General features: G+C 67.7%; 20 protein-coding genes. 12 read left to right on the top strand and 8 right to left on the bottom strand.

Annotation, left to right across the window (positions count from 1 at the left end; translation table 11 throughout):
- On the top strand, nt 1-927 hold a 927-nt coding region (locus AC1DKN_RS16150; RefSeq protein ID WP_476871857.1), incomplete at its 5' end, for a transketolase-like TK C-terminal-containing protein.
- A 21-nt stretch (nt 928-948) separates the two neighbouring features.
- Nucleotides 949-1,572: a nicotine blue oxidoreductase gene (gene nboR, locus AC1DKN_RS16145; protein WP_476871856.1), complete on the top strand. Its 624-nt coding sequence runs from the start codon at nt 949-951 to the stop codon at nt 1,570-1,572.
- Nucleotides 1,573-1,641: 69 nt separating this feature from the next.
- Here the strand turns inward: nboR and AC1DKN_RS16140 are convergent, their stop codons facing one another.
- From AC1DKN_RS16140 to AC1DKN_RS16110, 7 genes are all read right to left on the bottom strand, one after another.
- Nucleotides 1,642-2,286, bottom strand: a complete 645-nt coding sequence (locus AC1DKN_RS16140) for a uracil-DNA glycosylase (RefSeq protein WP_476871855.1) — start codon at nt 2,284-2,286, stop codon at nt 1,642-1,644.
- A 38-nt stretch (nt 2,287-2,324) separates the two neighbouring features.
- Entirely contained in the window at nt 2,325-3,308 is a 984-nt protein-coding gene (locus tag AC1DKN_RS16135; RefSeq protein WP_476871854.1) for an aldo/keto reductase, read from the bottom strand.
- A 26-nt stretch (nt 3,309-3,334) separates the two neighbouring features.
- Nucleotides 3,335-6,211: a molybdopterin-dependent oxidoreductase gene (locus AC1DKN_RS16130; RefSeq protein ID WP_476871853.1), complete on the bottom strand. Its 2,877-nt coding sequence runs from the start codon at nt 6,209-6,211 to the stop codon at nt 3,335-3,337.
- 2 nt (nt 6,212-6,213) lie between these two features.
- Nucleotides 6,214-7,194, bottom strand: a complete 981-nt coding sequence (locus AC1DKN_RS16125; RefSeq protein WP_476871852.1) for an FAD binding domain-containing protein — start codon at nt 7,192-7,194, stop codon at nt 6,214-6,216.
- Nucleotides 7,185-8,468, bottom strand: coding sequence for an XdhC family protein (locus AC1DKN_RS16120; RefSeq protein WP_476871851.1), 1,284 nt, complete (start codon nt 8,466-8,468; stop codon nt 7,185-7,187). The genes AC1DKN_RS16125 and AC1DKN_RS16120 overlap by 10 nt, the downstream gene beginning before the upstream one ends.
- 17 nt (nt 8,469-8,485) lie before the next feature.
- Complete coding sequence (locus AC1DKN_RS16115) at nt 8,486-8,980, bottom strand: nucleoside deaminase (RefSeq protein ID WP_476871850.1); 495 nt, start codon at nt 8,978-8,980, stop codon at nt 8,486-8,488.
- A 267-nt stretch (nt 8,981-9,247) separates the two neighbouring features.
- Nucleotides 9,248-9,430 (bottom strand): hypothetical protein, encoded by a 183-nt coding sequence (locus tag AC1DKN_RS16110; protein ID WP_476871849.1) that lies wholly within the window; start codon nt 9,428-9,430, stop codon nt 9,248-9,250.
- Between the two features lie 381 nt (nt 9,431-9,811).
- Between AC1DKN_RS16110 and pucL the strand changes: the two genes are divergently transcribed.
- A complete protein-coding gene (gene pucL, locus AC1DKN_RS16105; RefSeq protein WP_476871848.1) occupies nt 9,812-10,720 on the top strand; it encodes a factor-independent urate hydroxylase in 909 nt (302 codons plus the stop codon).
- Nucleotides 10,721-10,828: 108 nt separating this feature from the next.
- Nucleotides 10,829-12,346 carry a nucleobase:cation symporter-2 family protein gene (locus AC1DKN_RS16100; RefSeq protein WP_476871847.1) on the top strand — a complete coding sequence of 506 codons (1,518 nt, stop codon included), beginning with the start codon at nt 10,829-10,831 and terminating at the stop codon, nt 12,344-12,346.
- A gap of 98 nt (nt 12,347-12,444) precedes the next feature.
- Here AC1DKN_RS16100 and AC1DKN_RS16095 read toward each other — a convergent pair whose 3' ends face one another.
- Nucleotides 12,445-13,200: an IclR family transcriptional regulator gene (locus AC1DKN_RS16095; RefSeq protein ID WP_476860186.1), complete on the bottom strand. Its 756-nt coding sequence runs from the start codon at nt 13,198-13,200 to the stop codon at nt 12,445-12,447.
- 207 nt (nt 13,201-13,407) lie between these two features.
- Here AC1DKN_RS16095 and AC1DKN_RS16090 point away from each other — a divergent pair, with 207 nt between their 5' ends.
- The 8 genes from AC1DKN_RS16090 (at nt 13,408) to gcl (ending at nt 22,981) form a co-directional block, all read left to right on the top strand.
- Nucleotides 13,408-14,820 carry an NAD-dependent malic enzyme gene (locus tag AC1DKN_RS16090; RefSeq protein WP_476871846.1) on the top strand — a complete coding sequence of 471 codons (1,413 nt, stop codon included), beginning with the start codon at nt 13,408-13,410 and terminating at the stop codon, nt 14,818-14,820.
- Nucleotides 14,821-14,855: 35 nt separating this feature from the next.
- Complete coding sequence (gene aceB, locus AC1DKN_RS16085; RefSeq protein WP_476871845.1) at nt 14,856-16,454, top strand: malate synthase A; 1,599 nt, start codon at nt 14,856-14,858, stop codon at nt 16,452-16,454.
- A gap of 66 nt (nt 16,455-16,520) precedes the next feature.
- A complete protein-coding gene (locus tag AC1DKN_RS16080) occupies nt 16,521-17,807 on the top strand; it encodes a DUF6986 family protein (protein WP_476871862.1) in 1,287 nt (428 codons plus the stop codon).
- Nucleotides 17,804-18,616: a bifunctional allantoicase/(S)-ureidoglycine aminohydrolase gene (locus tag AC1DKN_RS16075; RefSeq protein WP_476871844.1), complete on the top strand. Its 813-nt coding sequence runs from the start codon at nt 17,804-17,806 to the stop codon at nt 18,614-18,616. The genes AC1DKN_RS16080 and AC1DKN_RS16075 overlap by 4 nt, the downstream gene beginning before the upstream one ends.
- A gap of 166 nt (nt 18,617-18,782) precedes the next feature.
- Nucleotides 18,783-18,944, top strand: a complete 162-nt coding sequence (locus AC1DKN_RS16070; RefSeq protein ID WP_162159054.1) for a glycine zipper domain-containing protein — start codon at nt 18,783-18,785, stop codon at nt 18,942-18,944.
- A gap of 279 nt (nt 18,945-19,223) precedes the next feature.
- Complete coding sequence (locus AC1DKN_RS16065) at nt 19,224-20,024, top strand: hydroxypyruvate isomerase family protein (RefSeq protein ID WP_476871843.1); 801 nt, start codon at nt 19,224-19,226, stop codon at nt 20,022-20,024.
- Between the two features lie 94 nt (nt 20,025-20,118).
- On the top strand, nt 20,119-21,030 hold the full coding sequence (locus AC1DKN_RS16060; RefSeq protein WP_476871861.1) for a 2-hydroxy-3-oxopropionate reductase: 912 nt from the start codon (nt 20,119-20,121) through the stop codon (nt 21,028-21,030).
- Nucleotides 21,031-21,190: 160 nt separating this feature from the next.
- Nucleotides 21,191-22,981, top strand: a complete 1,791-nt coding sequence (gcl, locus tag AC1DKN_RS16055; protein WP_476871842.1) for a glyoxylate carboligase — start codon at nt 21,191-21,193, stop codon at nt 22,979-22,981.
- Nucleotide 22,982: the final 1 nt, after the last annotated feature.

Raw genomic sequence — 22,982 nt, 5'->3', positions numbered from 1 at the left:
GTCTTCTACTCGATGTTCGGCTTCCAGCGCACCGGCGATTCCTTCTGGGCCGCCGCCGACCAGATGACCCGCGGGTTCATCATCGGCGCCACCGCCGGACGCACCACCCTGACCGGCGAAGGCCTGCAGCACGCCGACGGCCACTCCCCGATACTGGCGGCAACCAACCCGGCCGTCATCACCTACGACCCAGCGTTCGGGTACGAAATGGGCCACATCATCCGGGACGGCCTGGAGCGGATGTATGGGCCCGGTGAAGCCGGGAAAGAAATTGCCGACAACGATCCGTCGCGGAACCTGATGTACTACCTCACGGTGTACAACGAGCCGATCTTCCAGCCGGCCGAACCCGAAAATCTCGACGTCAACGGTGTCCTGAAAGGCATCTACCGGGTGTCGGCGTCGGACTTTGACGGGCCTAAAAGCCAGATCCTGGCCTCCGGCGTGTCCGTTCCGTGGGCCCTCGAAGCCCAGCGGGTCCTCGCCGAGGACTGGGGCGTCTCCGCCGATGTCTGGTCCGTGACCTCCTGGACCGAACTCCGCCGCGACGGCCTCGCGGCAGAAGAAGAGGCCTTCCTGAACCCCGGCCAGCCCGCCCGCGTCCCGTTCGTGGCCCAGCAGCTCGCCGGTGCCACCGGGCCGGTCGTGGCGGTCACCGACTACATGAAGGCCGTGCCGGACCAGATCCGCCAGTTCCTGCCGAACGAGTTTGCCTCGCTCGGCGCGGACGGCTTCGGCTTCTCCGACACCCGCGCCGCGGCCCGCCGTTTCTTCAAGAACGACATCCACTCGATTGTAGTGAAGACCCTCCAGCTGCTGGCCTCGCGCGGAGAGGTCGACAGCGGGGTGCCCGCCTACGCGATCGACCGCTACAAGCTCCTGGACGTCACCGCCGGGACCACCGGAGGAGCGGGTGGCGACGCCTGAGAAGCGAGTTATGGTGGGCAGATGAGCGACAGCAGAGCGCACGGCACCGGATCCGGCGGCACGACGGCGGTGCTGCTGGCCGCCGGAGCCGGGACCCGGCTGGGGCTCGGGCCCAAGGCGTTGCTCCCCTTCCATGGCCGCACGCTGGTCGAAGTGCTCGCTGACGTGCTGCTAGCGGGCGGCTGCCGGGAGGTGGTGGTGGTGCTTGGCGCGGATGCGGCAAGGGTCCGCGCCGCCACCGACCTCGGCCGGCACCGGGTCATCGACAACCCGCACTGGGCCAGCGGGATGGGCAGCTCGTTCCGGGCCGGTATCGCCGCGGCGGCCCTGGAGGCCCATGTGCTCATTGCGCTGGTGGACCAGCCCAGCCTGACCAGGGAGACCGTCACCCGGCTGCTGGCAGCCCACCGGCCCGGCCGGGTAACGGCGGCCGGCTACCGCGACGCGGAGGGGACGCTGCAGCGCGGACACCCGCTGCTGCTCGATGCCGGGCTTCGCACCGAAGCCGCGGAAACAGCAACGGGCGACGCCGGCGCGCGCGTCTTCCTGCGGGCGCACCGGGACCTGATTGATCTGGTGGACTGCAGCGACCTCTCCGGCGGCGAGGACCTCGACTCCCCCGAACAGCTGCACCTCCTCGACTAAAGACAACGCGGGGTCAGATACGGCCCATCAAGACCCCCTCGATGGGCCGTATCTGACCCCGCGTTGGTTTTAGCGCGAGTGAGCTAACAATTCCTGCAGGCCACGCTTGAAACCGGACCGGCCGCCGTGAGCCGGGTGCCTGATTTTCGGGGCGTCCAGGCCGCTGCGCTGCAGGCTGCGGTGCGCCACATTGCCCACGGCCACCACAGTTTCGATGGAAAACGCCTCGATCAGCGCCTGCCAGAACGGAGTTCCCAAGGCAGCCTCGGAGGCCCTCGGCGTGCGGTTGGACAGCGGCCGCCCGGGCACGTGGGTGTGCCACGGGCAGGCGCTCCACAGCAGGGGCAGGAACTCCAGTTCGGCCAGGACCTGCCACATCACCGTGGCCGTCGGCTCGGCGGCTATGCCTTCGGCGTCTGCCGGAAGCACGTACCCCTTCCCGGGCCCAAACAGCCCAAACCCGTTGGCAGGGCCTTCGAACATGGACCGGTTCGTGAAGGGAATCCCGGTGATCCTCATGCCCCTGTACCCGGGGGCTTCGCCCAGCAGCAGGACCTTTGGGGCGCGGTCCTGCATCTCCCCCAGATAGAGCTCCAGGTTCCGCCGGCGCTGCGCATTTCCAGGCACGGTGTGGTCAAAGAAGTTGTTGCAGCCCGGCCCCGTTTCGACGGCCGCGAGCCGGTCAACAAAGCCGTCGATGGAGGAAACAGTCATTCGCCGGCCCTTGGGGACACCAGGCAGAATCAAGCGCCCTACCAGCGGGGGTGGATCGTTTCGCGGAAGTAGCGGTCATAGATTTCGCGGACGCCGACGTCGAACGTTGCGTCAATGCCGCTGACACCCGCCGCGGCGGCATTGGAGCGCGCCTGGTCCACGTTCCGCGCGCCCGGGATCACCGTGCTGACGCCGTCCTGCGCCGCGATCCAGGCGATGGCCGCCTGGGCGGTGCTGACGCCGTCGGGCACCAGTTCGTCGAACTCGGCCACCGCTTTGAGGCCTTCCCCGAAGTCCACGCCGGAGAAGGTTTCCCCGACGTCGAACGCCGATCCGGTGCGGTTATAGTTCCGGTGGTCGTCCTCCGCGAAGGACGTCTCCGCTGTGTATTTGCCGGAGAGCAGCCCGGAGGCGAGCGGGACACGGGCGATGATGCCCACCCCGGCGGCCTCGGCGGCGGGCAACACTTCATCCAGCGGCTTGAGCCGGAAGGCGTTGAGGATGATCTGCACGGTGGCGGTGCCGTCGTGGCGCATTGCTTCGAGGGCTTCCTCGGTCCGCTCCACGCTAACGCCGTAGTTGCGGATGGCCCCCTCGGCCACGAGCGTGTCCAGCGCGTCGTAGACCTCGTTGTTGCTGTACACCGCGGTGGGCGGGCAGTGCAGCTGGACCAGATCCAGCTGCTCGACGCCCAGGTTGCGCCGCGACCGGTCCGTCCATTCGCGGAAGTTGGCGAGGTTGTAGCTCTCCGGCCGCTGCTCCACCCGCCGGCCCATCTTGGTGGCCACCGTGATGTCCAGGCCGGGGTTGTCTGCCAGGAACGCGCCGATGGCCTGCTCACTGCGGCCGTCGCCATAGACGTCCGCGGTGTCGAAGAACGTGACGCCCGCTTCGACGGAGGCCGCCAGGATGGCCTGCGCCTGCGCGGGGTCCACGTTGCCCCAGTCCGCGCCAAGCTGCCAGGTCCCCAACCCGACCGTGGAGACGTTTCGTCCGGTTTTGCCCAAGATTCGTTGTTCCATCGTCCGACTATAGGCCGTCAGCGGCCTCAAAGCGGAGGAACCAGCCCTGCCTCCTTCAGGCCCAGGTAGATCTTGTCCCGGGAGATGGGCAGCTGGGAAAACCTCACGCCGGTGGCGTTCCGGATGGCGTTCGCGAGCGCCGGCGCCACCGGATTGAACGGGCTCTCGCTCATCGACTTCGCGCCCAGCGGGCCCAGCTTGTCGCTGGTGTCGGCGAAGTACACCTCGCTGCGCGGCACGTCGGCAAAGGAGGGGACGTGGTACTGCCGCAGGACGTCGGTGGTGACGCGGCCGGCGTCGTCCACTGCGACCTCCTCGTAGAGCGCAGAGCCGAGGGCCTGCGCGATCCCGCCTTCGATCTGGCCGCGGCACTGGCGCGGATTGACCACCACGCCGGCGTCGGCCGCCTGCACGCTCTGCAGGATCCGCAGCTCCCCCGTCCCGGTATTCACGGCCACCCGGAAGCCCTGGACATTGAACGCCACCGAGCGCGGCGTCCCGCCCCAACGCCCCTCGGCGGCGAGCTCGACGCCGGCCTGCTCCGCGGCGCCGTAAATTTCCGTCAGGGGCACCCGGGTTCCCTCGCAGACCACGGCGTCCATGTCCAGGACGCAGCCGGAGGGCGGCACGCGGCGGAGGCCGGCGGCGAAGGCGCGGATGCGGAGGGCGAGGTCCTCTGCGGCGGCCAGCGTCGCTTTGCCGGCCACCACGGTGCCGGCAGATCCGAACGCGCCGGAATCGTGGTCCACGAGGTCGGTGTCGGACTGCCGGAGGGTGACGCGGGCGGCGGAGGTGGACAGCGCGGTGGCCGCGAGCTGCGCGTGGACGGTGGAGGTGCCGTTGCCGAATTCTGCCGTCCCGACGTCGGCGGCGTAGGTCCCGTCGGGCAGGAGCCGGAGCCTGGAGTGGGCAAAGTGGCCGCGTGGCGGGACGGTGTCGATCATGGACAGGGCCGTCCCCTCCCCGACCACCCAGTCCGGTCCCAGGCTGTCGAGGCCGGCGGCGCGGCAGCGTTCCCGCCCACGGGCCAGCGCGTCCTCGACCAGCTTCGTGCACTGGTCCAGGCCGTAGCTGCCGTAGCGGACGTCCTCCTGGGGCTCGTCGCGGATGGACAGCATGTCGTCGCCTTCCCGGACCATGTTCCGGCGGCGGAACTCCAGGGGGTCCATGCCGATCCCTGCCGCGAGCTCGTCGATGCCGGATTCGATCGCGAAGATCATCTGGCTGAGCCCGTAGCCTCGGAAGGCACCGGACGGCACCGTGTTGGTGTACACGGCGTGGGCGTCCACTTTCTTGTTGGCGCATTTGTACACCGCCAACGACTCACCGCAGCCGTGGAACATGACCCCGGTCGCGTGGTTGCCGTAGGCGCCCGTGTTGGTGAGCACCTCCAGCTTCAGTGCGGTCAGCCGCCCGTCGCGGCTGGCGCCGGCCTTGAGATGGATGGTGAAGGGATGCTTGGTGGTGGCGGCGGTGAACTGTTCGGTCCGGGTGAATTCAAGCTGCACGGGGCGGTTGAGCTTCAGGGCCGCCAGAGCCACGACGTCCTCGGTGAGCACCTCTTGTTTGCCGCCGAAGCCGCCGCCCACCCGTCCGGCAACCACCCGGATCTGCTCTTCCGGCAGGCCGAACACCCGGCCCAGGGTGCGCCGCACCAGGAACGGGACCTGGCTCGAGGTGCGGATCAGCAGGCGCCCGTCACCGCCGATGGAGGCGATGGAGGCATGGGTTTCGAGCGCCATGTGCTGCACCCGTTGAGTCCGGTACGTGTGTTCGTGGATGAAGTCCGCCGCGGCGAACCCGGCCGCCATATCGCCGAGCTCGGAATGCAGTTCCGCGACGACGTTCCGCTCCGGCCGGCTGATGCGGGCCGTGGTCGCGTCCTTGTCCCCGTGGAGGGCGGGGGCACCGGGGAGCATGGCGTGCTCCGGGGTGAAGACGGCGTCCAGCACCTCGTAGTCGACCTTCAGGGCCCGCACGCCTGCCTCCGCCGCCGCCACGGTGTCGGCGACGACTGCGGCGACGCGCTGGCCGGTGAACCGCACGACGTCGTCAAACACTCGGGTGTCGTCCGGGTCGTCGGTGTAGAGCTCGTGCTGCGCGGTCGAAAACAGCTGCGCCGGGGAGTCCTCGTGGGTGAAGACGGCCGCGACGCCGGGAATCGCCAGCGCGGCTGCTGCGTCGATGGAGCGGATCCGGGCGTGGGCATGCGGGGAGCGCAGCAGTTTCGCGTGCAGCAGCCCGGGCAGCTCGTCGGCCGGGACGTCGAGGGTGTAGCGGGCCAGCCCCGTGACGATGGCGAGGCCGGCGGGGGCGGGAGCGTCGTCGCCCAGTTGTCCGGGGCGCGGCTCCGGCCGGCCGTGCCCCTCAGAAGAGGTGACCGGGCGGCTCCCCCTCCCGCAGACGGCGTCCTCGATGGCCGTGTACCCGGTGCACCGGCACAGGTTGCCCTTCAGGTTCCGCGGCAGGTCCGCCCTCTGCTCCTCATCGAACGTCGCTGCCGTCATCACCATGCCGGCCGTGCAAAAGCCGCATTGGAAGCCCTGCCGGTCCAGGAACTGCTGCTGCATCGGATGAAGCGCGGTGCTGTTGGGGTCACCGGCGGCGCTGGCGGCGCTGGCGGCGCTGGCGGCGCTGGAGGCGCTGGCGGCGCTGGCGGCGCTGGAGGCGCTGGCGGCGGCCAGTCCTTCCACCGTGGTAACCGCCCGGCCTTCCGCGCGGACCGCGGGATAAATGCAGCTGTGCACCGGGACCCCGTCCACGTGCACCGTGCAGGCGCCGCAGTCGCCGGCGTCGCAGCCCTTCTTGACGCCCAGGTTCCCCTGTTCGCGAAGGAACGTCCGCAGGCACTGGCCGGGACGGGGTTCGGCCTGCGCCGGGACACCGTTGATCTCGATTCTCATGCTCAGGCACCTTCCGTCCGGGGTCCACCGTTCAGGGTCCCGCCCCGCGGCGGCCAGAAGTCACCGGATATGCGTAACGGGTCGCGGCCTGCCGGGGCGGTGAGTTCGGCCTGGATTTCATGGGCCAGCCGGTACGTCATGTCCTTGCGCCAGGCGGGCAGGCCGTGGACGTCGTCGTGGTACAGGTCATCGGGGATGGCGGCATCCAAGGCCTCGGAGAGAGCATCAGTGAGGGCGCCGGCGAGCGCCGCCGCGGAGGACTCCAGGCGCAGCTGCACGGGGCGCTTGGTGGCTGCGGTGACGGTCAGGACCAGGGTGCCGCCGGCGTCGAGCCTTCCAATCAGCAGCACCGCTGACCTGCCCAGGTTGCTCAGCGACAGCCGGCGGAAGGCCACCCGGGAGGACAGTGCCGCCGCCGGCAGGGTCACGCTGCGCAGGAGCTCGCCGGGAGCGAGGCAGTTCGTCCCGTCGCCCGTAACGAAGTCCAGCACCGGGAGCGTGCGGCGGGCGCCGCCGGGGCCCAGAATGGTGGCCCTGGCGTCGAGCGCCGCGCAAAGCGAGATCATGGGCCCGGCCGGCAGGGAAGTGCACAGATTGCCGCCCACCGTGGACATGTACCAGACCTTGAAGGAGGCCACAAAAGACTCGCAGCAGGGGCGGACGAGTTCCACGCCGGGCCAGTTCCCGGCCAGGCCGCGGCCGGCGGCCGAGCCGGCATCCGCATCCGCATCCGCATCCGCATCCGGGAATGCATACAGTTGCGCGATGGTGCAGGTCGCCGCCAGCTCGATGCCGGCCGCCGACACCGCTATGGGTGTCCAGTCCGTGGAGCCGAGGTCCAGGAGGCGCCGGAGCGGTTCCTGTCCGGCGGCGGGGCTCCCAGAGGAGAAAAGCACGGTACCCCCCGCGAGCCAGGCGTCCCCTTCGCGCCACTGCGCCGGATCCGCGGTGCGGACCACGGCCTCGATGGTGTTCATGTCCACTGGGCCTCCTCAGGTTCCGGCATGCCGGCGCTGCTGTCGTGATGGTTGCGGCCGTGATGGTTGCGGCCGTGATGACTGCTGTCCTGATGATTTCGGGAGTAGTGGTGAATGGGGCCGCTGGCATCCTTCAGGGACACGCTGCCCTGGGCCAGCCCGGCGGCCTTGCTCCGGTTGGCCACGAGTTCTGCCGTGATGGAGACCGCGACCTCTTCCGGCGTGACGGCCCCGAGGTCCAGGCCGATGGGTGAGTGCAGCCGGGCCAGGTCGCCGTCGGCCACGCCGGCCTGCCGCAGAGCATCGATCCGCCCGCGGTGGCTTCGTCTGGACCCCATGGCGCCGACATAGTCCACGTCCAGGCCGAGCGCGGCCTGCAGGAGCGGGACATCGAATTTCGGATCGTGTGTGAGCACGCAGATGGCCGTCCGGGCGTCGGTGCGGCCGGCCAGCACTTGGTCCGCCAAGTACCGGTGCGGCCAGGCCGTGGCCACCTCGTCCGCGGCGCCGAACCTGTCCTGCTGTGCGAACGCCGGGCGCGCATCGCACACCGTGACATGGAAGCCCAGGAGTTTCGCGGCCGGCACGAGTGCCGCACCGAAGTCATTGGCGCCGAAGATCAGCAGGCGCGGTGCCGGTAGCCGGCTCTCCACCAGCAGGCTCACGGGTTCCTGCTGGCGCTCCCCCGCGGACGCGATCCGGACCAGCCCTGTACGGCCTCCCCTCAGCAGCGGTTCCAACTGGGCTGCTGCCGCCCGCATCGCGAGCCCGGCACCACCGGAACCGCCCGCACCGAGCATCGCGGCGAGTTCGGCCGACTGCAGTACCTGGAAGGCCGCCGGGTCTGGAACCACGACGGCGCCGCCTCCGCCGGCGTCTACCCTGCGGATCAGCGCAGCGCCGCCGGCCGGATGCCTCCCGGCCAGGGCCAGCAGGCCGTCCAGCCGCAGCCGGCCGGGCCCAGTATCCACGGGTTCGATGTGGATTTCCAGCCTGCCGCCGCAGGTCAGCCCGGCCGCAAACGCGTCCTCGGCGCTGTAGCCGAAGCACTCCCGGCGCGTCCCGCCATCGCGCATTGCCTCCAGGGCCGCTTCCACAACGGCCCCTTCAACGCAGCCGCCGGACAGGCTGCCCAGCACCTCGCCGGTCTCCGAGACCAGCATGGAGGTGCCCACGGGCCTAGGCACTGATCCGGCAGTGCCCACGACGGTGGCCACCGCGCAGAGCTGCCCGGACGCGGCCGGCCGCCATGTGCCCAGGTGCGGGAGCAGATCCAACATGGCCGCAGTCCCCGGCGCTAGTAGTCGGTCCGGGACTCAAGCGAGTTCCAGGCCTTGAAGGGATCCAGTGCCGCGGGCGCTTGCGGGTCTGTCAGTTGCAGCCTGCCCACCGGCATGAGCGTGTCGCGCTGGTCGTTTTCGAAGTATTCGTAGAAGACGGCGTCATCGAACCCCGCAGCCGCGGCATCGTGCCGGTCCGCGGCGAACATCACGCGTGACACCCGCGCCCACAGTGCGGACGCCAGGCACATGGGGCACGGCTCGCAGCTGCAGTAGAGCGTGGCACCGCTGAGATCGAAAGTGCCCAGTTCGCTACAGGCCCGCCGGATGGCCGTCACCTCGGCGTGCGCCGTGGGATCGTTGGTGGCGGTGACGCGGTTGACGCCTTCGAACGCAAGCCCGTCCGCAGTGACCACCACTGCGCCGAACGGGCCGCCGCCGTTCAGGACGTTAGCCGTAGCCAACTCGATGGATCTCGCCAGGAACTTCTGAGCCGTACCGGTTGTAGTCATGCCGCCACTCCCTACCTGCGGAAGCCTGTACACCGTGACGGGTACGCAAGGGCCGTATGCGACGGTGACCAGTCTTCAGCATGTGCCTTGAAGGTTGCGCCTGGTAGATAGCTTCCCGCGTCCCGGGCTGCCCGCCGTTGGCAAGATCGACAGTAGCACCGGGATGTCCGCGCGGCGCGCCCAACTTGATGGAAGCCTGTTTTCGTTATGTGAAATCTCTATTTCCGGGTCTTCACGCCAACGCCGCCCTACCGCCCAAAAAAACGCCTACCGGCCAAAGAGCGGCAGCGCACGTAGCCATCGGGAAAAGCCGCGGTCCCTCCGCTCGCAGTCGGCCGGAATGTAGAAGTCCGGGTCCGTGGCACCGAAGTCCGCGGCGGCGAACGGCAGGTACAGCTCCACCCCGGGCGCCGGAAATTCAACGGCACTGCCCTTCTCCTGCGAGTTCATGGATTCCTCCTCATGCATTGTGTGGCTGCTTCCTCGCACCGAACCGAATCATGCGGCAGAATTCCACATTTTGGAAATAATTTATTGCTATATGGAAAAGACTAGGGCGACGGAAGCCGGCGGTCAAGGGCCCTGACCGCCGCGGTCACAAACCGTTTTTTCGGAAAGTGATGTACACCACGCCCGGACCGGGCTACGCTTAATCCCAATTCGTGGCGCAGGTCACGTAACCTGGGAGCAGCAGGCAGGGTCGTAATGAGCTGGCATCAACTGATGTCGGCTCTTTTTTGTGGGCCGACGGAATGAGAAACGCGCGGGAAACACGCGCTTAATTTCTATGTGGGACTTTGGTGCCACATACCTGAAGTTGGGAATCAGACCATGAGCAACAAGATCGTCCTCGGCCACAACCAGTACGGAAAAGCCGAAGTCCGGGTCGTCAAGATCACCAGGGACACCGACCGCCATGCAATCGAAGACCTGAATGTCACCTCGCAGTTGCGCGGGGACTTCGCGGCTGCCCACCTCGAAGGCGACAACAGCCATGTGGTGGCCACGGACACCCAAAAGAACACCATCTATGCCTTCGCCCGGGACGGCATCGGCTCCCCGGAAGCCTTCCTGCTGCGGCTAGGCAAGCACTTCACCTCGAACTTCGACTGGGTCACCGGCGGCCGCTGGGCAGCCGAATCCTACAAATGGGACCGGATCCAGGCCCACGGGACCGGGCACGACCACTCCTTCGTCCGCAGCGGCCAGGAAGTCCGCACCGCGGTCCTTGTCCGCAACGGCGGTACCGAGCACCTCATCGCCGGGCTCAAGGACCTCACCGTGCTGAAGTCCACCCAGTCTGGATTCAGCGGCTTCCCGCGGGACAAGTACACCACCCTCCCGGAAACGTCCGACCGCATCCTCGCCACGGACGTATCGGCCCGCTGGCGCTTCAGGACCGGCACCGACTTCGGCACCTTCGACTTCAACAAGAGCTACGAGGACGTCAAGAGCCTGCTGCTGGAGGGCTTCACCGAAAAGTACTCGCACGCCCTGCAGCAGACCCTCTTTGACATGGGCGCCAAGGTCCTCGAAGCTCACACCGAGATCGACGAGATCAAGTTCTCCATGCCCAACAAGCACCACTTCCTCGTTGACCTCTCGCCCTTTGGCCTCGACAACCCCAACGAGGTCTTCTTCGCCGCCGACCGCCCCTACGGCCTGATCGAGGCCACCGTCCAGCGTGAAGACGCCAGCCCCGCGGAAATCGCCTGGTCCGGGATCGCCGGCTTCTGCTAGGACTCCCGAGCGGGCCGGCCCGGAGCTCCGGCGCCGGCATTCCAGCACCCGTTAGCCAGACATTGTTAGCCGGACGAAGAAGTCCGCCATGAACCAAGAAGGTCTGCCATGAACGCACGCAAAAAATTGACCGCCCGGCTGCCACGCACCCGCGGCACCGGCGGCTCCGGCGGCACCCCCCGCCCCGAGGACCAACGACTCTCCATCGGAAGCAGTTTCGCCTACGGCTTCCAGCACGTCCTGACTATGTACGGCGGCATCATCGCCGTCCCCCTGATCGTCGGCCAGGCCGCCGGCCTGGCTCCGGCCGACGTCGGGGTTCTGATCGCCGCGGCCCTCTTCATGGGCGGCCTGGCCACGCTGCTCCAGACCCTGGGCTTGCCGTTCTTCGGCTCCCAGCTCCCCCTGGTTCAGGGCGTCTCGTTCGCCAGCGTGGCGACGATGGTCGCCATCGTCACCGGCGGAGGCGGCCTCCCTGCCGTCTTCGGCGCTGTCATTGCCTCTGCAGCCATCGGGCTGCTGATCGCCCCGGTGTTCTCCAAGATTGTCCGGTTCTTCCCGCCGGTGGTCACCGGCACAGTCATCACCATCATCGGCCTCACACTGATGCCCGTGGCGGCCAACTGGGCCATGGGCGGAAACAGGAAGGCCGAGGACTACGGGAGCGTGGCCAACATCGGGCTGGCGGCCATTACCCTGGCCCTCGTGCTCCTGCTGAGCAAGGTCGGCAGCGCCACTATTTCCCGCCTGTCCATCCTGCTGGCCATGCTGGCCGGAACGGGGGTCGCCGTCGTCACCGGCATGGCGGACTTCTCGAACGTCGGCGACGGCCCGATCGTCGCCTTCCCCGCACCGTTCCACCTCGGCGCACCCACCTTCGAAGCTGCCGCCATCATCTCCATGCTGATCGTGGTGCTGGTGATCCTGACCGAGACCATGGCCGACATCCTGGCCGTCGGCGAAATCGTGGGCACCCGGGTTGATTCGAAGCGGATCGCAGCGGGCCTGCGGGCAGATATGGTTTCCAGCCTCGTGGCGCCGGTCTTCGGCTCCTTCACGCAAAGCGCGTTCGCCCAGAACGTTGGCCTGGTCGCCGTCACCAAGATCAAGAGCCGCTATGTAGTGGCGGCCGGCGGCGTCATCCTGGTGCTGCTGGGCCTGCTGCCAGTGCTCGGCCGCGTGGTCGCGGCGGTCCCGACGGCGGTCTTGGGAGGTGCCGGAATTGTGCTCTTCGGCACGGTGGCCGCGAGCGGCATCCGCACGCTGGCCAAGGTGGAGTACCGGAACAACATGAACCTGATCATCGTCGCCGCCTCCATCGGCTTCGGGATGATCCCGATCGCCGCCCCCACGTTCTACGACAAGTTCCCCAGCTGGTTCGCAACGATTTTCCATTCCGGCATCAGCTCCGCAGCGGTCATGGCCATCGCGCTGAACCTGCTCTTCAACCACCTAAAGAAGGGCAACTCGGAGAACCAGTCGGTCTTCGTGGCCGGAACGGGCCGCGTCATCCGCGAGGAAGACCTTCAATGCCTTGCCGAGGGCGACCGTTACGAGAACGGCAAACTGATCGACTGCGACGGCAAGGAAGTCCCGGTGGAGTCCGCCGCGACATCCGAACACTAGCCCCCTAAGACACCACCGGCATGAGCGTTGCGGCCCCTCCCTGTGAAGGTAAAGGGGCCGCAACGTGGCCTGGCAGACGGCGGCACAGCAGCTGGAGGTCAGCTCTTGTTAAGGTCCTGGGAGATCGCCAGGGCTGCCTCGCGCAGCAATGGCACAGCCCGATCCGCGAAAGTCTCGTCCACCCGGGAAACAGGCCCGGAGACGGAAATCGCCGCGGGGGTCGGCGCATTGGGGATGGCAATCGCGAAGCAGCGGACGCCGATCTCTTGCTCTTCCTCATCGATCGAATAGCCGCGGCCGCGGATCAGCTTCAAGTCGGCGAACAGGGACTCGACGTCGCCGATGCTCTTCGGAGTGGGGGTGGGCATGCCCTTCCGGGTCACGATGCCACGCACCGTCTCATCGTCCAGCTGGGCCAGGATCGCTTTGCCCATGCCGGTGGCATGCATGTAACCGCGGCGGCCCACTTCGGTGATCATCCGCATGGAATGCAGGGACGGGACCTGGGCCACGTACATCACCATGTCAGAGTCCAGCACGGCCATGTTGGCGGTTTCCCCGAGCCGTTCCACGAGGGACTGGAGCTGCGGCCGGGCAAGCGCGCCGAGCTGCTTGTTCGCCGCCTCGCCCAGACGGATCAGGCGCGGGCCCAGGGCATAGCGCCGGTTCGGCAGCTGCCGGATGTAGCCCAGGGTAACGAGGGTGCGCAGCAGCCGGTGGATGGTGGGAAGCGGCAGGTCGGTGGAGGACGAGAGTTCGCTGAGTGTGACGTCGCCGCCGGCGTCAGTGATCAGTTCCAGAAGTTCGAAAACGCGTTCAACGGACTGCACGCCTCCGGGGGCTTTTTCCGCCATAACTTTGCTCTCCTGAGAGGTTGCTTCCGACAAATTTTATCCACATCGTGAAAAAAGTGCTTAGTAGACCCAAGATACAGTACCGCCGGCCCGCCGTCGACGGACCCTCGGGGCTTGTATTTCCACAAAGTAGATAATAATATCCATCATACGAAATAAGTTAGTGCAGTAAGAGCCCGCCCGCGGGCCGACTAGGAGGAAAATTCAATGGCGAATCCCAGCCCCGGAAATTCGATCACCCTGCGCGTGGAGGCGCCCTCGAGCTTCACCGCCACCAGCGAACTGGCCGCCGCCGTCGGTGCGGCCGGCGCCGCGATCACGGCCCTGGACGTCACCGAGTCCCACCACGAGACCCTGGTAGTCGACGTCACCTGCAACACCACGGACGACGACCACGCCGCACGCGTCAAGGACGCGCTCAACGCGCTCGACGGCGTCACGGTCCGGAACGTCTCGGACCGAACCTTCCTGATGCACCTCGGCGGCAAGCTGGAGGTTGTGCCGAAGGTCGCCCTGCGCAACCGCGACGACCTCTCCCGCGCCTACACCCCCGGCGTCGCCCGCGTCTGCCTGGCGATCGCGGAAAACCCTGCGGCCGCCCGGAACCTGACCATCAAACGCAACACCATCGCCGTCGTGACCGACGGCTCCGCCGTCCTGGGCCTCGGCAACATCGGCCCGGCCGCCGCACTGCCGGTCATGGAAGGCAAGGCCGCGCTCTTCAAGCAGTTCGCCAACGTCGACGCCTGGCCGGTCTGCCTGGACACCCAGGACACGGAGGAAATCATCCGGATCGTCAAGGCGCTCGCCCCGGTCTATGGCGGGGTCAACCTTGAGGACATCGCCGCTCCGCGCTGCTTCGAGATCGAAACCCGGCTCCGCGAGGAGCTCGACATCCCGGTCTTCCACGACGACCAGCACGGAACCGCAATCGTCACGCTGGCAGCCCTGACCAACGCCCTGCGCGTCGTGGACAAAAAACTCTCCGAGGTCCGGATTGTCGTTTCGGGCGTCGGCGCCGCCGGCTCCGCCATCATCGCGCTGCTCAAGGCACAGGGGGCCCGCAACATCATCGCCGCCGGCCGATCGGGAGCGATCCACTTCGGCGAACAGTACAACGACGAGCACCGCACGTGGATTGCCGAGAACACCAATGAACGGGGCTTCTCGGGCACGCTGCACGAAGCGCTCAAGGGAGCCGACGTCTTCATCGGCGTCAGCGCACCGCACGTGATCGGCGAAGAACAGGTGGCATCCATGGCCAACGACGCTATTGTGTTCGCCATGGCCAACCCCACGCCGGAAATCGACCCGGTGGTCGCATCACGGCACGCCGCTGTGGTGGCGACCGGCCGCAGCGACTTCCCCAACCAGATCAACAACGTCCTGGCCTTCCCAGGGTTCTTCCGCGGGCTGCTGGACGCGGGGGCGGCGGACATCACCCCCGAGATGCTGGTGGCCGCCGCCGCGGCGATCGCCAACCGGGTCGCCGACGACGAGCTCAATGCCAGCTACATCATTCCCAGCGTCTTCGACCCCCACGTTGCCGCCGACGTCGCCGCGGCGGTTGTCGCGGCTGCCCACGCGACGGTCCCGGCCGCCGCGCTGACCCACGCCTGATTCGCCGCCTGCTTCACCGACCAGGAAGGACCACAATGGCCCTCACCATTTCAGCCCGCCGCCCCGTTGACCGCGCGGAGGAGATCCTCACAGCCGAGGCGCTGGCCTTCATTGAGCAATTGCACCAGCGTTTCGCCGCCACCCGCGCGGATTTGCTCAAGGCCCGCGCGGTCAAACGCGACGAGGTGGCCCGCACCGGCCGGCTCGATTTCCTGCCGGAAACCCGTGATATCCGTGAAGGCGACTGGACGGTGGCCCCGGCCCCGACAGCCCTGCAGGACCGCCGGGTGGAAATGACGGGTCCGGCCGCACCGGCCAAGATGGCCATTAATGCCCTGAACTCCGGGGCCAAGGTCTGGCTCGCGGACCTCGAGGACGCCAGCACTCCCACCTGGTCCAACGTGATCGAATCAATCCTGAACCTCCGCGACGCCGCGGCGGGAACCCTGGCCTACACGTCCCCCGAGGGCAAGGAATATACGCTCCGGACCGATGCCCCGCTGGCCGTCGTTGTCGCCCGCCCGCGCGGCTGGCACATGGCAGAGCGCCACCTGCTGATCGACGGCGAACACACCGTGGGCGCCCTGGTGGACTTCGGCCTGCACTTCTTCCACACCGCCAGGCAGCTGCTGAAGAATGGCCATGGCCCGTACTATTACCTGCCCAAGATGGAGAGCCACCTCGAGGCCCGGCTGTGGAACGAGGTCTTCGTCTTCGCCCAGGACTACCTCGGCATTCCGCAAGGCACCATCCGCGCGACCGTCCTGATCGAGACCATCCCCGCAGCATTCGAAATGGACGAGATCCTCTACGAACTCCGCGACCACGCCTCAGGCCTGAACGCCGGCCGCTGGGACTACCTGTTCAGCATCATCAAGTACTTCCGTGACGCCGGCTCGCGCTTTGTGCTGCCGGACCGCGCCACCGTGGCTATGACCGCGCCGTTTATGCGCGCCTACACCGAACTGCTGGTCAAGACCTGCCACCACCGCGGCGCCTTCGCCATGGGCGGCATGGCGGCCGTCATTCCCAACCGCCGCGAACCCGAGGTTACAGCCCAGGCGTTCGAGAAAGTGCGCGCGGACAAGACCCGTGAGGCGAACGACGGCTTTGACGGTTCCTGGGTGGCCCACCCGGACCTGGTGCCGGTCTGCCGGGACGTCTTCGACGCCGTCCTGGGCGAGCGGCCGAACCAGCTGGACAGGCAGCGCCCGGAAGTCTCGGTCACCGCGGACCAGCTCCTGGACGTCGCCTCCGCCCGTGGCACGGTCACCGAGGCAGGCATGCGCCTGAACCTCTACGTTGCCGTCGCCTACACAGCGGTGTGGATTTCGGGCAACGGCGCGGTCGCCATCCACAACCTGATGGAGGACGCGGCGACGGCGGAAATCTCGCGGTCCCAGGTCTGGCAGCAGATCCGCAACCACTCTGTGCTCGCCGACACTGGCCGGACCGTCACCCGCGAGCTGGTATCCGGGATCCTGGCCGAGGAAACCGAGAAGCTCCGGGGCGAGGTGGGCGAGGACGCTTTCGTGAAGCACTACCTGCCCGCCAGCAAGCTCATCGGCGACATCTGCCTGTCCGAGGACTACACGGACTTCCTCACCACGCCGGCGTACGAGCTGGTGGGCTGAGGCATGGCAGCCACCTCCGCCAGCGCCAGGACGCAACCACGCAGCCATCTGCAGCGTCAGGGTCCGGTGACGCCGGCCCTCTCCGGGGCCGACCTCGCCCGGATCGATGCGCAGCTCGCCGACACCGACCGGCTGCTGGAGCGCAGCTACCCGGGCGACGACGGCTCCCGCCAGCCGGTGCACACCGTCTACGTTCCGGCCGACCGCTTCAGCCCGGAGTTCGCCGCGGACTGGGGCGCCCAGGGCCTCGCCGCGGTGGACGCCCGCGGCGGCGTCGAAAGCCTGTGCGCGCTGCAGGGCCAGGAAACCGAACTGGCCGCCGCCGTCGCGCCGCGGGTCCGGGCCAAGCTCTCACGCGAGCCGATCGAGGACCTCCGCCTGGACTTTGAGGACGGGTTCGGGGACCGGGGCGACGACGCCGAGGACGCCGCCGCTGTCGCCGCGGCATCCGCCGTGGCCGCCGCCGTCGCCGCCGGTACCGCGCCGCCGTTCATCGGGATCCGCTTCAAGTGCTTCGAGGCTGCCACCCGCGCCCGGGGTCTGCGGACCCTGGATCTCTTCGTCTCGCAGCTGGCCACCGCCGGCGAACTGCCGGACGGGCTCGTCCTCACCCTGCCCAAGGTCACCACGGTGGCGCAGGTTGAGGCCATGGCCTTCGCCGTGTCCCGGCTCGAGGAAGTCCACTCGCTCCCCGCGGGCCGGCTCCGCTTTGAGGTTCAGGTGGAAACGCCGCAGCTCATCCTGGGCCCGGACGGAACCTCGCCGGTGGCGCGCCTGCCGCACGCGGTGCCCGGCCGGATCAGCGGGCTGCACTACGGCACCTACGACTACTCAGCATCGCTGCAGATCTCCGCCGAATACCAGTCCATGGAACATCCCGTGGCGGACTTTGCCAAGGAAGTCATGCAGCTTGCCGCGGCCGGCACCGGGATCCGGCTCTCCGACGGCTCCACCAACATCATCCCGGTGGGCGGGAACGTGGAGCAGGCCTGGCAGCTCCACGGCCGGCTGGTCCGCCGCTCGCTGGAACGCGGCTACTACCAGGGCTGGGACCTCCACCCCGCCCAGCTGCCCAGCCGGTTCGCCGCGACCTACGCCTTCTACCGGCAAGGGCTCCCGGCCGCCGCTGCCCGGCTCCGCAATTACGTGGACCAAACCGCCGGCGGCGTTCTGGATGAACCCGCCACCGCACGGGCTCTGGCAGCCTTCGTGCTTCGCGGCGTCCAGTGCGGCGCCGTCGGCACCGAAGAAGTCCTGGCGCTGGCCGGCGTCGGGCTCCCCGAACTCACCGCGCTGGCCCACCCCCGGCTGGCCAACACCTCCACTCCCTCCGCAAAAGGAACGCACCCATGAGCAACTATTTCTACCCCGAAGGCGGGCTTCCGCCGCAGACCCAGATCCTCTCCGACCGGGCCGTGGTCAAGGAGGCCTACACCGTCATTCCGAAGGGCGTGCTCCGGGACATCGTCACGAGCAAACTGCCCGGCTGGACCAACTCCCGCTCCTGGATCCTGGCCCGGCCCATCGCCGGTTTTGCCACGACGTTCTCGCAGCTGATCGTCGAGGTGGGACCGGGCGGAGGCTCGGAGAAGCCCGAGCCGGAGGCCGGCGTCGAAGGCGTCATCTTCCTGACCAAGGGCGCCCTGGCACTGACCCTCGAAGGGGAAATCCACAGGCTGGGCGAGGGCGGCTACGCCTACCTCGCCGCGGGGGCCCAATGGTCCGTGGCGAACGAGTCCGGGGAGATCGCCAGTTTCCAGTGGATCCGGAAGGCCTACGAGCCGCTGGACGGCTACACGGCGAAATCCTTTGTAACCCGCGACCAGGACGTCGCACCGCGGGCGATGCCGGACACCGACGGGGCCTGGGCCACCACGCGTTTCGTGGACCCGGAGGACCTCGCCCACGACATGCACGTCAACATCGTCACCCTCAAGCCCGGCGCCTCCATCCCCTTCGCGGAAACCCACGTCATGGAGCACGGCCTCTTCGTGCTGGAAGGCAAAGCCGTCTACCGGCTCAATGACGACTGGGTGGAGGTGGAGGCCGGCGACTTCATGTGGCTGCGTGCCTTCTGCCCCCAGGCGTGCTACGCCGGCGGTCCGGGCAACTTCCGGTACCTGCTGTACAAGGACGTCAACCGCCAGATCCGCCTGACCTAAGACCGATCCACGAATACCGATCCACCAATACCGATCCACGTAGTGGAGTCCGCCCCGTCTGACGGGGCGGACTCCTCCGTGGTTCCGCCGGCCGCGCCTCGGCACCAAATCTGGTCACCCAGCCCGGAGCCCTTGCGGCCCGGGCGATGCTTACTAGCCTGAGGCTGTGAAGTACGAATCCCTGTGGATCGGAATGCTCCTTGGCGCGGCCCTCGGCTTCGCCATCGGAGTCACCACCGTCGACAAGCCATTCACGGGCCTGCTGATCGGCCTCGGGGTCGGCGCACTCGTGGGCCTGGGCATCCGCAAGGACCCAACGAAGCGGTAGGGAATTTCGCCGCATCTGCTGCCCGCGCGCCCTGAACTGCCGGAACCTGAAATACCGTAGGCTCCCGCGCTCCGAGGTGCCGGGGAAAGAATATTGGGGTCCCTCGCGCCTCACCCCGCAGCCACACCCCCATTCGCTCACCCCTTGACTCCCCGGCCCAACCTTCCCTACACTTTTCATAAAGCAGAATCTTAATTCCACAAAGCGGAAAACAAGCAAGGATCTGCAAGGCAAAGGTGCCCGGGATCCAGCTCCCGCCCACACCGGAAGGAACCCACAATGACGTACACCGTGAACTGCTCCATCCTCCTGACGGAGCTCCCCCTCTGGGAACGCCCGGCCGCCGCGAAGGCCGCCGGTTTTGACGCCGTAGAATTCTGGTGGCCCTTCGAGACCTCCGTCCCCACCGACGTCGAGGTTGCCCGGTTTGAGAACGCCATTACCGACGCCGGCGTTCAGCTGACGGGCCTGAACTTCAACGCGGGCGACATGCCCGGCGGCGACCGCGGCCTGGTCTCCTGGCCCGCGCGCTCCACCGAATTCCAGGACAACATCGACGTCGTCGCCGGCATCGGTGAGCGCCTCGGCTGCAAGGCCTTCAACGCCCTCTACGGCAACCGCATTGACGGCGAATCCGCTGAGCAGCAGGACGCCATTGGCGCCGAAAATCTCGCGACGGCGGCTGCCGGCGTGGCCCGCATCGGCGGTACGGTCCTCCTGGAACCCGTCAGCGGCGCCCCCCGGTACCCCCTGCTCAAGGCGCAGGATGCCCTCGATGTGATCGCCCGGGTCAAGCAGGAATCCGGCGCCGGGAACGTCAAGCTCCTCGCGGACTTCTACCACCTGGCCGTGAACGGTGACGACGTCGCCGCCGTCATCGAAAAGCACGCCAAGGACTTCGGCCACATCCAGATCGCCGACAACCCCGGCCGCGGGGCTCCCGGAACCGGGCAGCTTCCCCTCGGCGAATGGATCGCCCGCAGCCGCGCACTCGGCTACGAGGGCTACATCGGCCTCGAATACAAGGAACCCGCGGGGACCGCATTCAGCTGGGCCATCCGCCAGCGCGTCTCGCAGTAATCCCCACCCGCTCCCTAACCTCGCAAGCTCGGCCAGGGAACCCGGCGGGCGTGGGCCCACCGCCCGCCGTGGCAAAGAAGCACACCCGCGCTACATCGAACACAAAGACGTCAGAAAGAGAACCACAATGAGCAACATCGCAGTCATCGGCCTCGGTATCATGGGCCTGCCCATGGCCATCAACCTCGTCAAGGCCGGCCACGCGGTCACGGGCTTCAACCGCAGCCAGGACAAGACCGACAAGCTCGTCTCCGAAGGCGGCAAGGGTGCCGCGAGCATCGCGGAGGCCGTCAGGGACGCCGACGTGGTCATCACCATGGTGCCGGACTCCCCCGACGTCGAAGGCGTGGTCAGCGGTCCCGACGGCGTGTTCGACAACGCCAAGCCGGGCGCCCTGTGGGTTGATGCCAGCAGCATCCGCCCCGACGTCGCCAAACGCCTCGCCGACGACGCCCGGGCCGCCGGGATCCGTCCCCTCGACGCCCCGGTCTCCGGCGGCGAACAAGGCGCCATCGACGCCGCGCTCTCCATCATGGTGGGCGGTGACGCCGCCGACTTCGAGGCGGCACGGGATGTCCTGGCCGCCGTCGGCAAGACCATCGTCCACGTGGGGCCCTCCGGCGCCGGCCAGACCGTCAAGGCAGCCAACCAGCTGATCGTGGCCGTCAACATTGAAGTCCTTGGCGAGGCGATCGCCTTCCTCGAGGCCTACGGCGTGGACACGGACGCCGCCCTCAAGGTCCTCGGCGGCGGCCTGGCCGGCTCCAAGGTCCTGGAGCAGAAGGGCCAGAAGATGCTGGACCGCAACTTCGACCCCGGTTTCCGCCTGGCCCTGCACCACAAGGACCTCGGCATCGTCACCTCCGCGGCCCGCGAGGCCAATGTCGCCGTCCCCCTCGGCGCCATCGTCGCGCAGCTCGTCGCCGCCACCGTCAACCAGGGCGACGGCGGACTGGACCACTCGGGCCTTTTCAAGCAGGTCCTGAAGCTCAGCGGCCGCAACTAAGCGGCGCTGCCGCCCCGTCAAGGGGCACTTCGACACGAACGCACCGGCCGGCGTCGAGATTTACGACGGCGGCCCGCCCTCCCCCCAACAAGAGGTGCCCGCGACGATTCGCCGGGCTTCCCTTCAGCACACCCAAAAACAGACTTTCAAGGAGCACACCATGACGAAGATGCGCACTGTAGACGCAGCCGTCGCCATCCTGGAAAAGGAGGGCGCCACCGAGGCGTTCGGCCTGCCAGGCGCGGCGATCAACCCGTTCTATTCGGCCATGAGGGCCCACGGCGGCATCCGCCACACCCTGGCCCGCCACGTTGAAGGCGCCAGCCACATGGCCGACGGCTACAGCCGGGCCAAGGACGGCAACATCGGCATCTGCATCGGCACCTCGGGCCCCGCGGGCACGGACATGATCACCGGCCTGTACGCGGCGTGGGCCGATTCCATCCCGATGCTCTGCATCACCGGCCAGGCACCCGTGGCCAAGCTGCACAAGGAGGACTTCCAGGCCGTGGACATCGAGTCCATCGCCAAGCCGGTCACCAAGTTGGCCATGACCATCCTTGAACCCGGCCAGGTTCCCGGAGCCTTCCAGAAAGCTTTCCAGCTCATGCGCTCAGGCCGGCCGGGCCCGGTCCTGCTGGACCTGCCGATCGACGTGCAGATGGCCGAGATCGAATTCGATATCGACACCTATGAGCCCCTGCCCGCGGAGAAGCCCAGGGCCAGCCGGAAGCAACTGGAAAAGGCACTCGACATGCTCACCGCAGGCGAGCGCCCGCTCATCGTGGCCGGCGGCGGCATCATCAATGCCGGAGCCTCGGCCCAGCTCGTGGAACTGGCCGAGCTGCTGGGCGTCCCCGTGATCCCCACCCTGATGGGCTGGGGCGCGATCCCGGATGACCACGAACTCATGGCCGGCATGGTGGGCCTGCAGACCAGCCACCGGTACGGCAACGAGAACTTCCTGCGCAGCGACTCCGTGATCGGCATCGGCAACCGCTGGGCCAACCGCCACACCGGCGGCCTGGACACCTACACCGCCGGCCGCACGTTCGTGCACATCGACATCGAGCCGACCCAGATCGGCCGCGTGTTCTCCCCGGACTTCGGCATCGCCTCCGACGCCGGCGCCGCCCTGGATGGGCTGCTGGAGCTGGCCCGGGAACGCCGGGACGCCGGGTCCCTGCCGGACTACACCGCCTGGGTTGACGAATGTTCCGGGCGCAAAGCCACACTGCACCGCAAGACCCACTTCGACAACGTGCCGATCAAGCCGCAGCGCGTGTACGAGGAAATGAACAAAGCATTCGGCAAGGACACCACGTACGTGTCCACCATCGGACTGTCGCAGATCGCCGGCGCCCAGATGCTGCACGTGTTCGGCCCGCGCAAATGGATCAACGCCGGACAGGCAGGCCCGCTGGGCTGGACCGCCCCCGCCGCGCTGGGCGTGGTCCGGGGCAAGCCGGACCAGACCGTGGTTGCCCTCTCCGGCGACTACGACTTCCAGTTCATGATCGAGGAACTGGCCGTGGGCGCACAATTCAACCTGCCGTACATCCACGTTGTGGTCAACAACTCCTACCTCGGCCTGATCCGGCAGTCCCAGCGCGGCTTCAACATGGAACAGAACGTGTCCCTGGCGTTCGAGAACATCAACTCCACGGATCTCTCTGCAACCGCAAGCGGCTACGGCGTGGACCACATTAAGGTGGCCGAGGGCCTGGGCTGCAAGGCGATCCGGGTGGAAAACCCGGAGGACCTGCCTGCCGCGTTCGACAAGGCCAAGGCGCTCCTGGGCGAGTTCAGGGTTCCGGTGGTGGTGGAAGTCATCCTGGAGAAGATCACGAACATCTCCATGGGCACCGAAATCAACGCCGTCAACGAGTTCGAGGCCCTGGCCGAGACCGCCGAGGACGCCCCCACCGCCATTCTGGCCCTGCAGGCCTGAG

Source organism: Arthrobacter sp. 01N444 (genome assembly GCF_056399305.1).
This window is presented reverse-complemented; position numbering and strand designations above follow the sequence as displayed.

Coding starts and splice junctions, on each gene's coding strand:
- nboR (WP_476871856.1), top strand. CDS start 949: ATGAGCGACAGCAGAGCGCACGGCACCGGATCCGGCGGCACGACGGCG.
- AC1DKN_RS16140 (WP_476871855.1), bottom strand. CDS start 2,286: ATGACTGTTTCCTCCATCGACGGCTTTGTTGACCGGCTCGCGGCCGTC.
- AC1DKN_RS16135 (WP_476871854.1), bottom strand. CDS start 3,308: ATGGAACAACGAATCTTGGGCAAAACCGGACGAAACGTCTCCACGGTC.
- AC1DKN_RS16130 (WP_476871853.1), bottom strand. CDS start 6,211: ATGAGAATCGAGATCAACGGTGTCCCGGCGCAGGCCGAACCCCGTCCC.
- AC1DKN_RS16120 (WP_476871851.1), bottom strand. CDS start 8,468: ATGTTGGATCTGCTCCCGCACCTGGGCACATGGCGGCCGGCCGCGTCC.
- AC1DKN_RS16115 (WP_476871850.1), bottom strand. CDS start 8,980: ATGACTACAACCGGTACGGCTCAGAAGTTCCTGGCGAGATCCATCGAG.
- AC1DKN_RS16110 (WP_476871849.1), bottom strand. CDS start 9,430: ATGAACTCGCAGGAGAAGGGCAGTGCCGTTGAATTTCCGGCGCCCGGG.
- pucL (WP_476871848.1), top strand. CDS start 9,812: ATGAGCAACAAGATCGTCCTCGGCCACAACCAGTACGGAAAAGCCGAA.
- AC1DKN_RS16100 (WP_476871847.1), top strand. CDS start 10,829: ATGAACGCACGCAAAAAATTGACCGCCCGGCTGCCACGCACCCGCGGC.
- AC1DKN_RS16095 (WP_476860186.1), bottom strand. CDS start 13,200: ATGGCGGAAAAAGCCCCCGGAGGCGTGCAGTCCGTTGAACGCGTTTTC.
- AC1DKN_RS16090 (WP_476871846.1), top strand. CDS start 13,408: ATGGCGAATCCCAGCCCCGGAAATTCGATCACCCTGCGCGTGGAGGCG.
- aceB (WP_476871845.1), top strand. CDS start 14,856: ATGGCCCTCACCATTTCAGCCCGCCGCCCCGTTGACCGCGCGGAGGAG.
- AC1DKN_RS16075 (WP_476871844.1), top strand. CDS start 17,804: ATGAGCAACTATTTCTACCCCGAAGGCGGGCTTCCGCCGCAGACCCAG.
- AC1DKN_RS16065 (WP_476871843.1), top strand. CDS start 19,224: ATGACGTACACCGTGAACTGCTCCATCCTCCTGACGGAGCTCCCCCTC.
- gcl (WP_476871842.1), top strand. CDS start 21,191: ATGACGAAGATGCGCACTGTAGACGCAGCCGTCGCCATCCTGGAAAAG.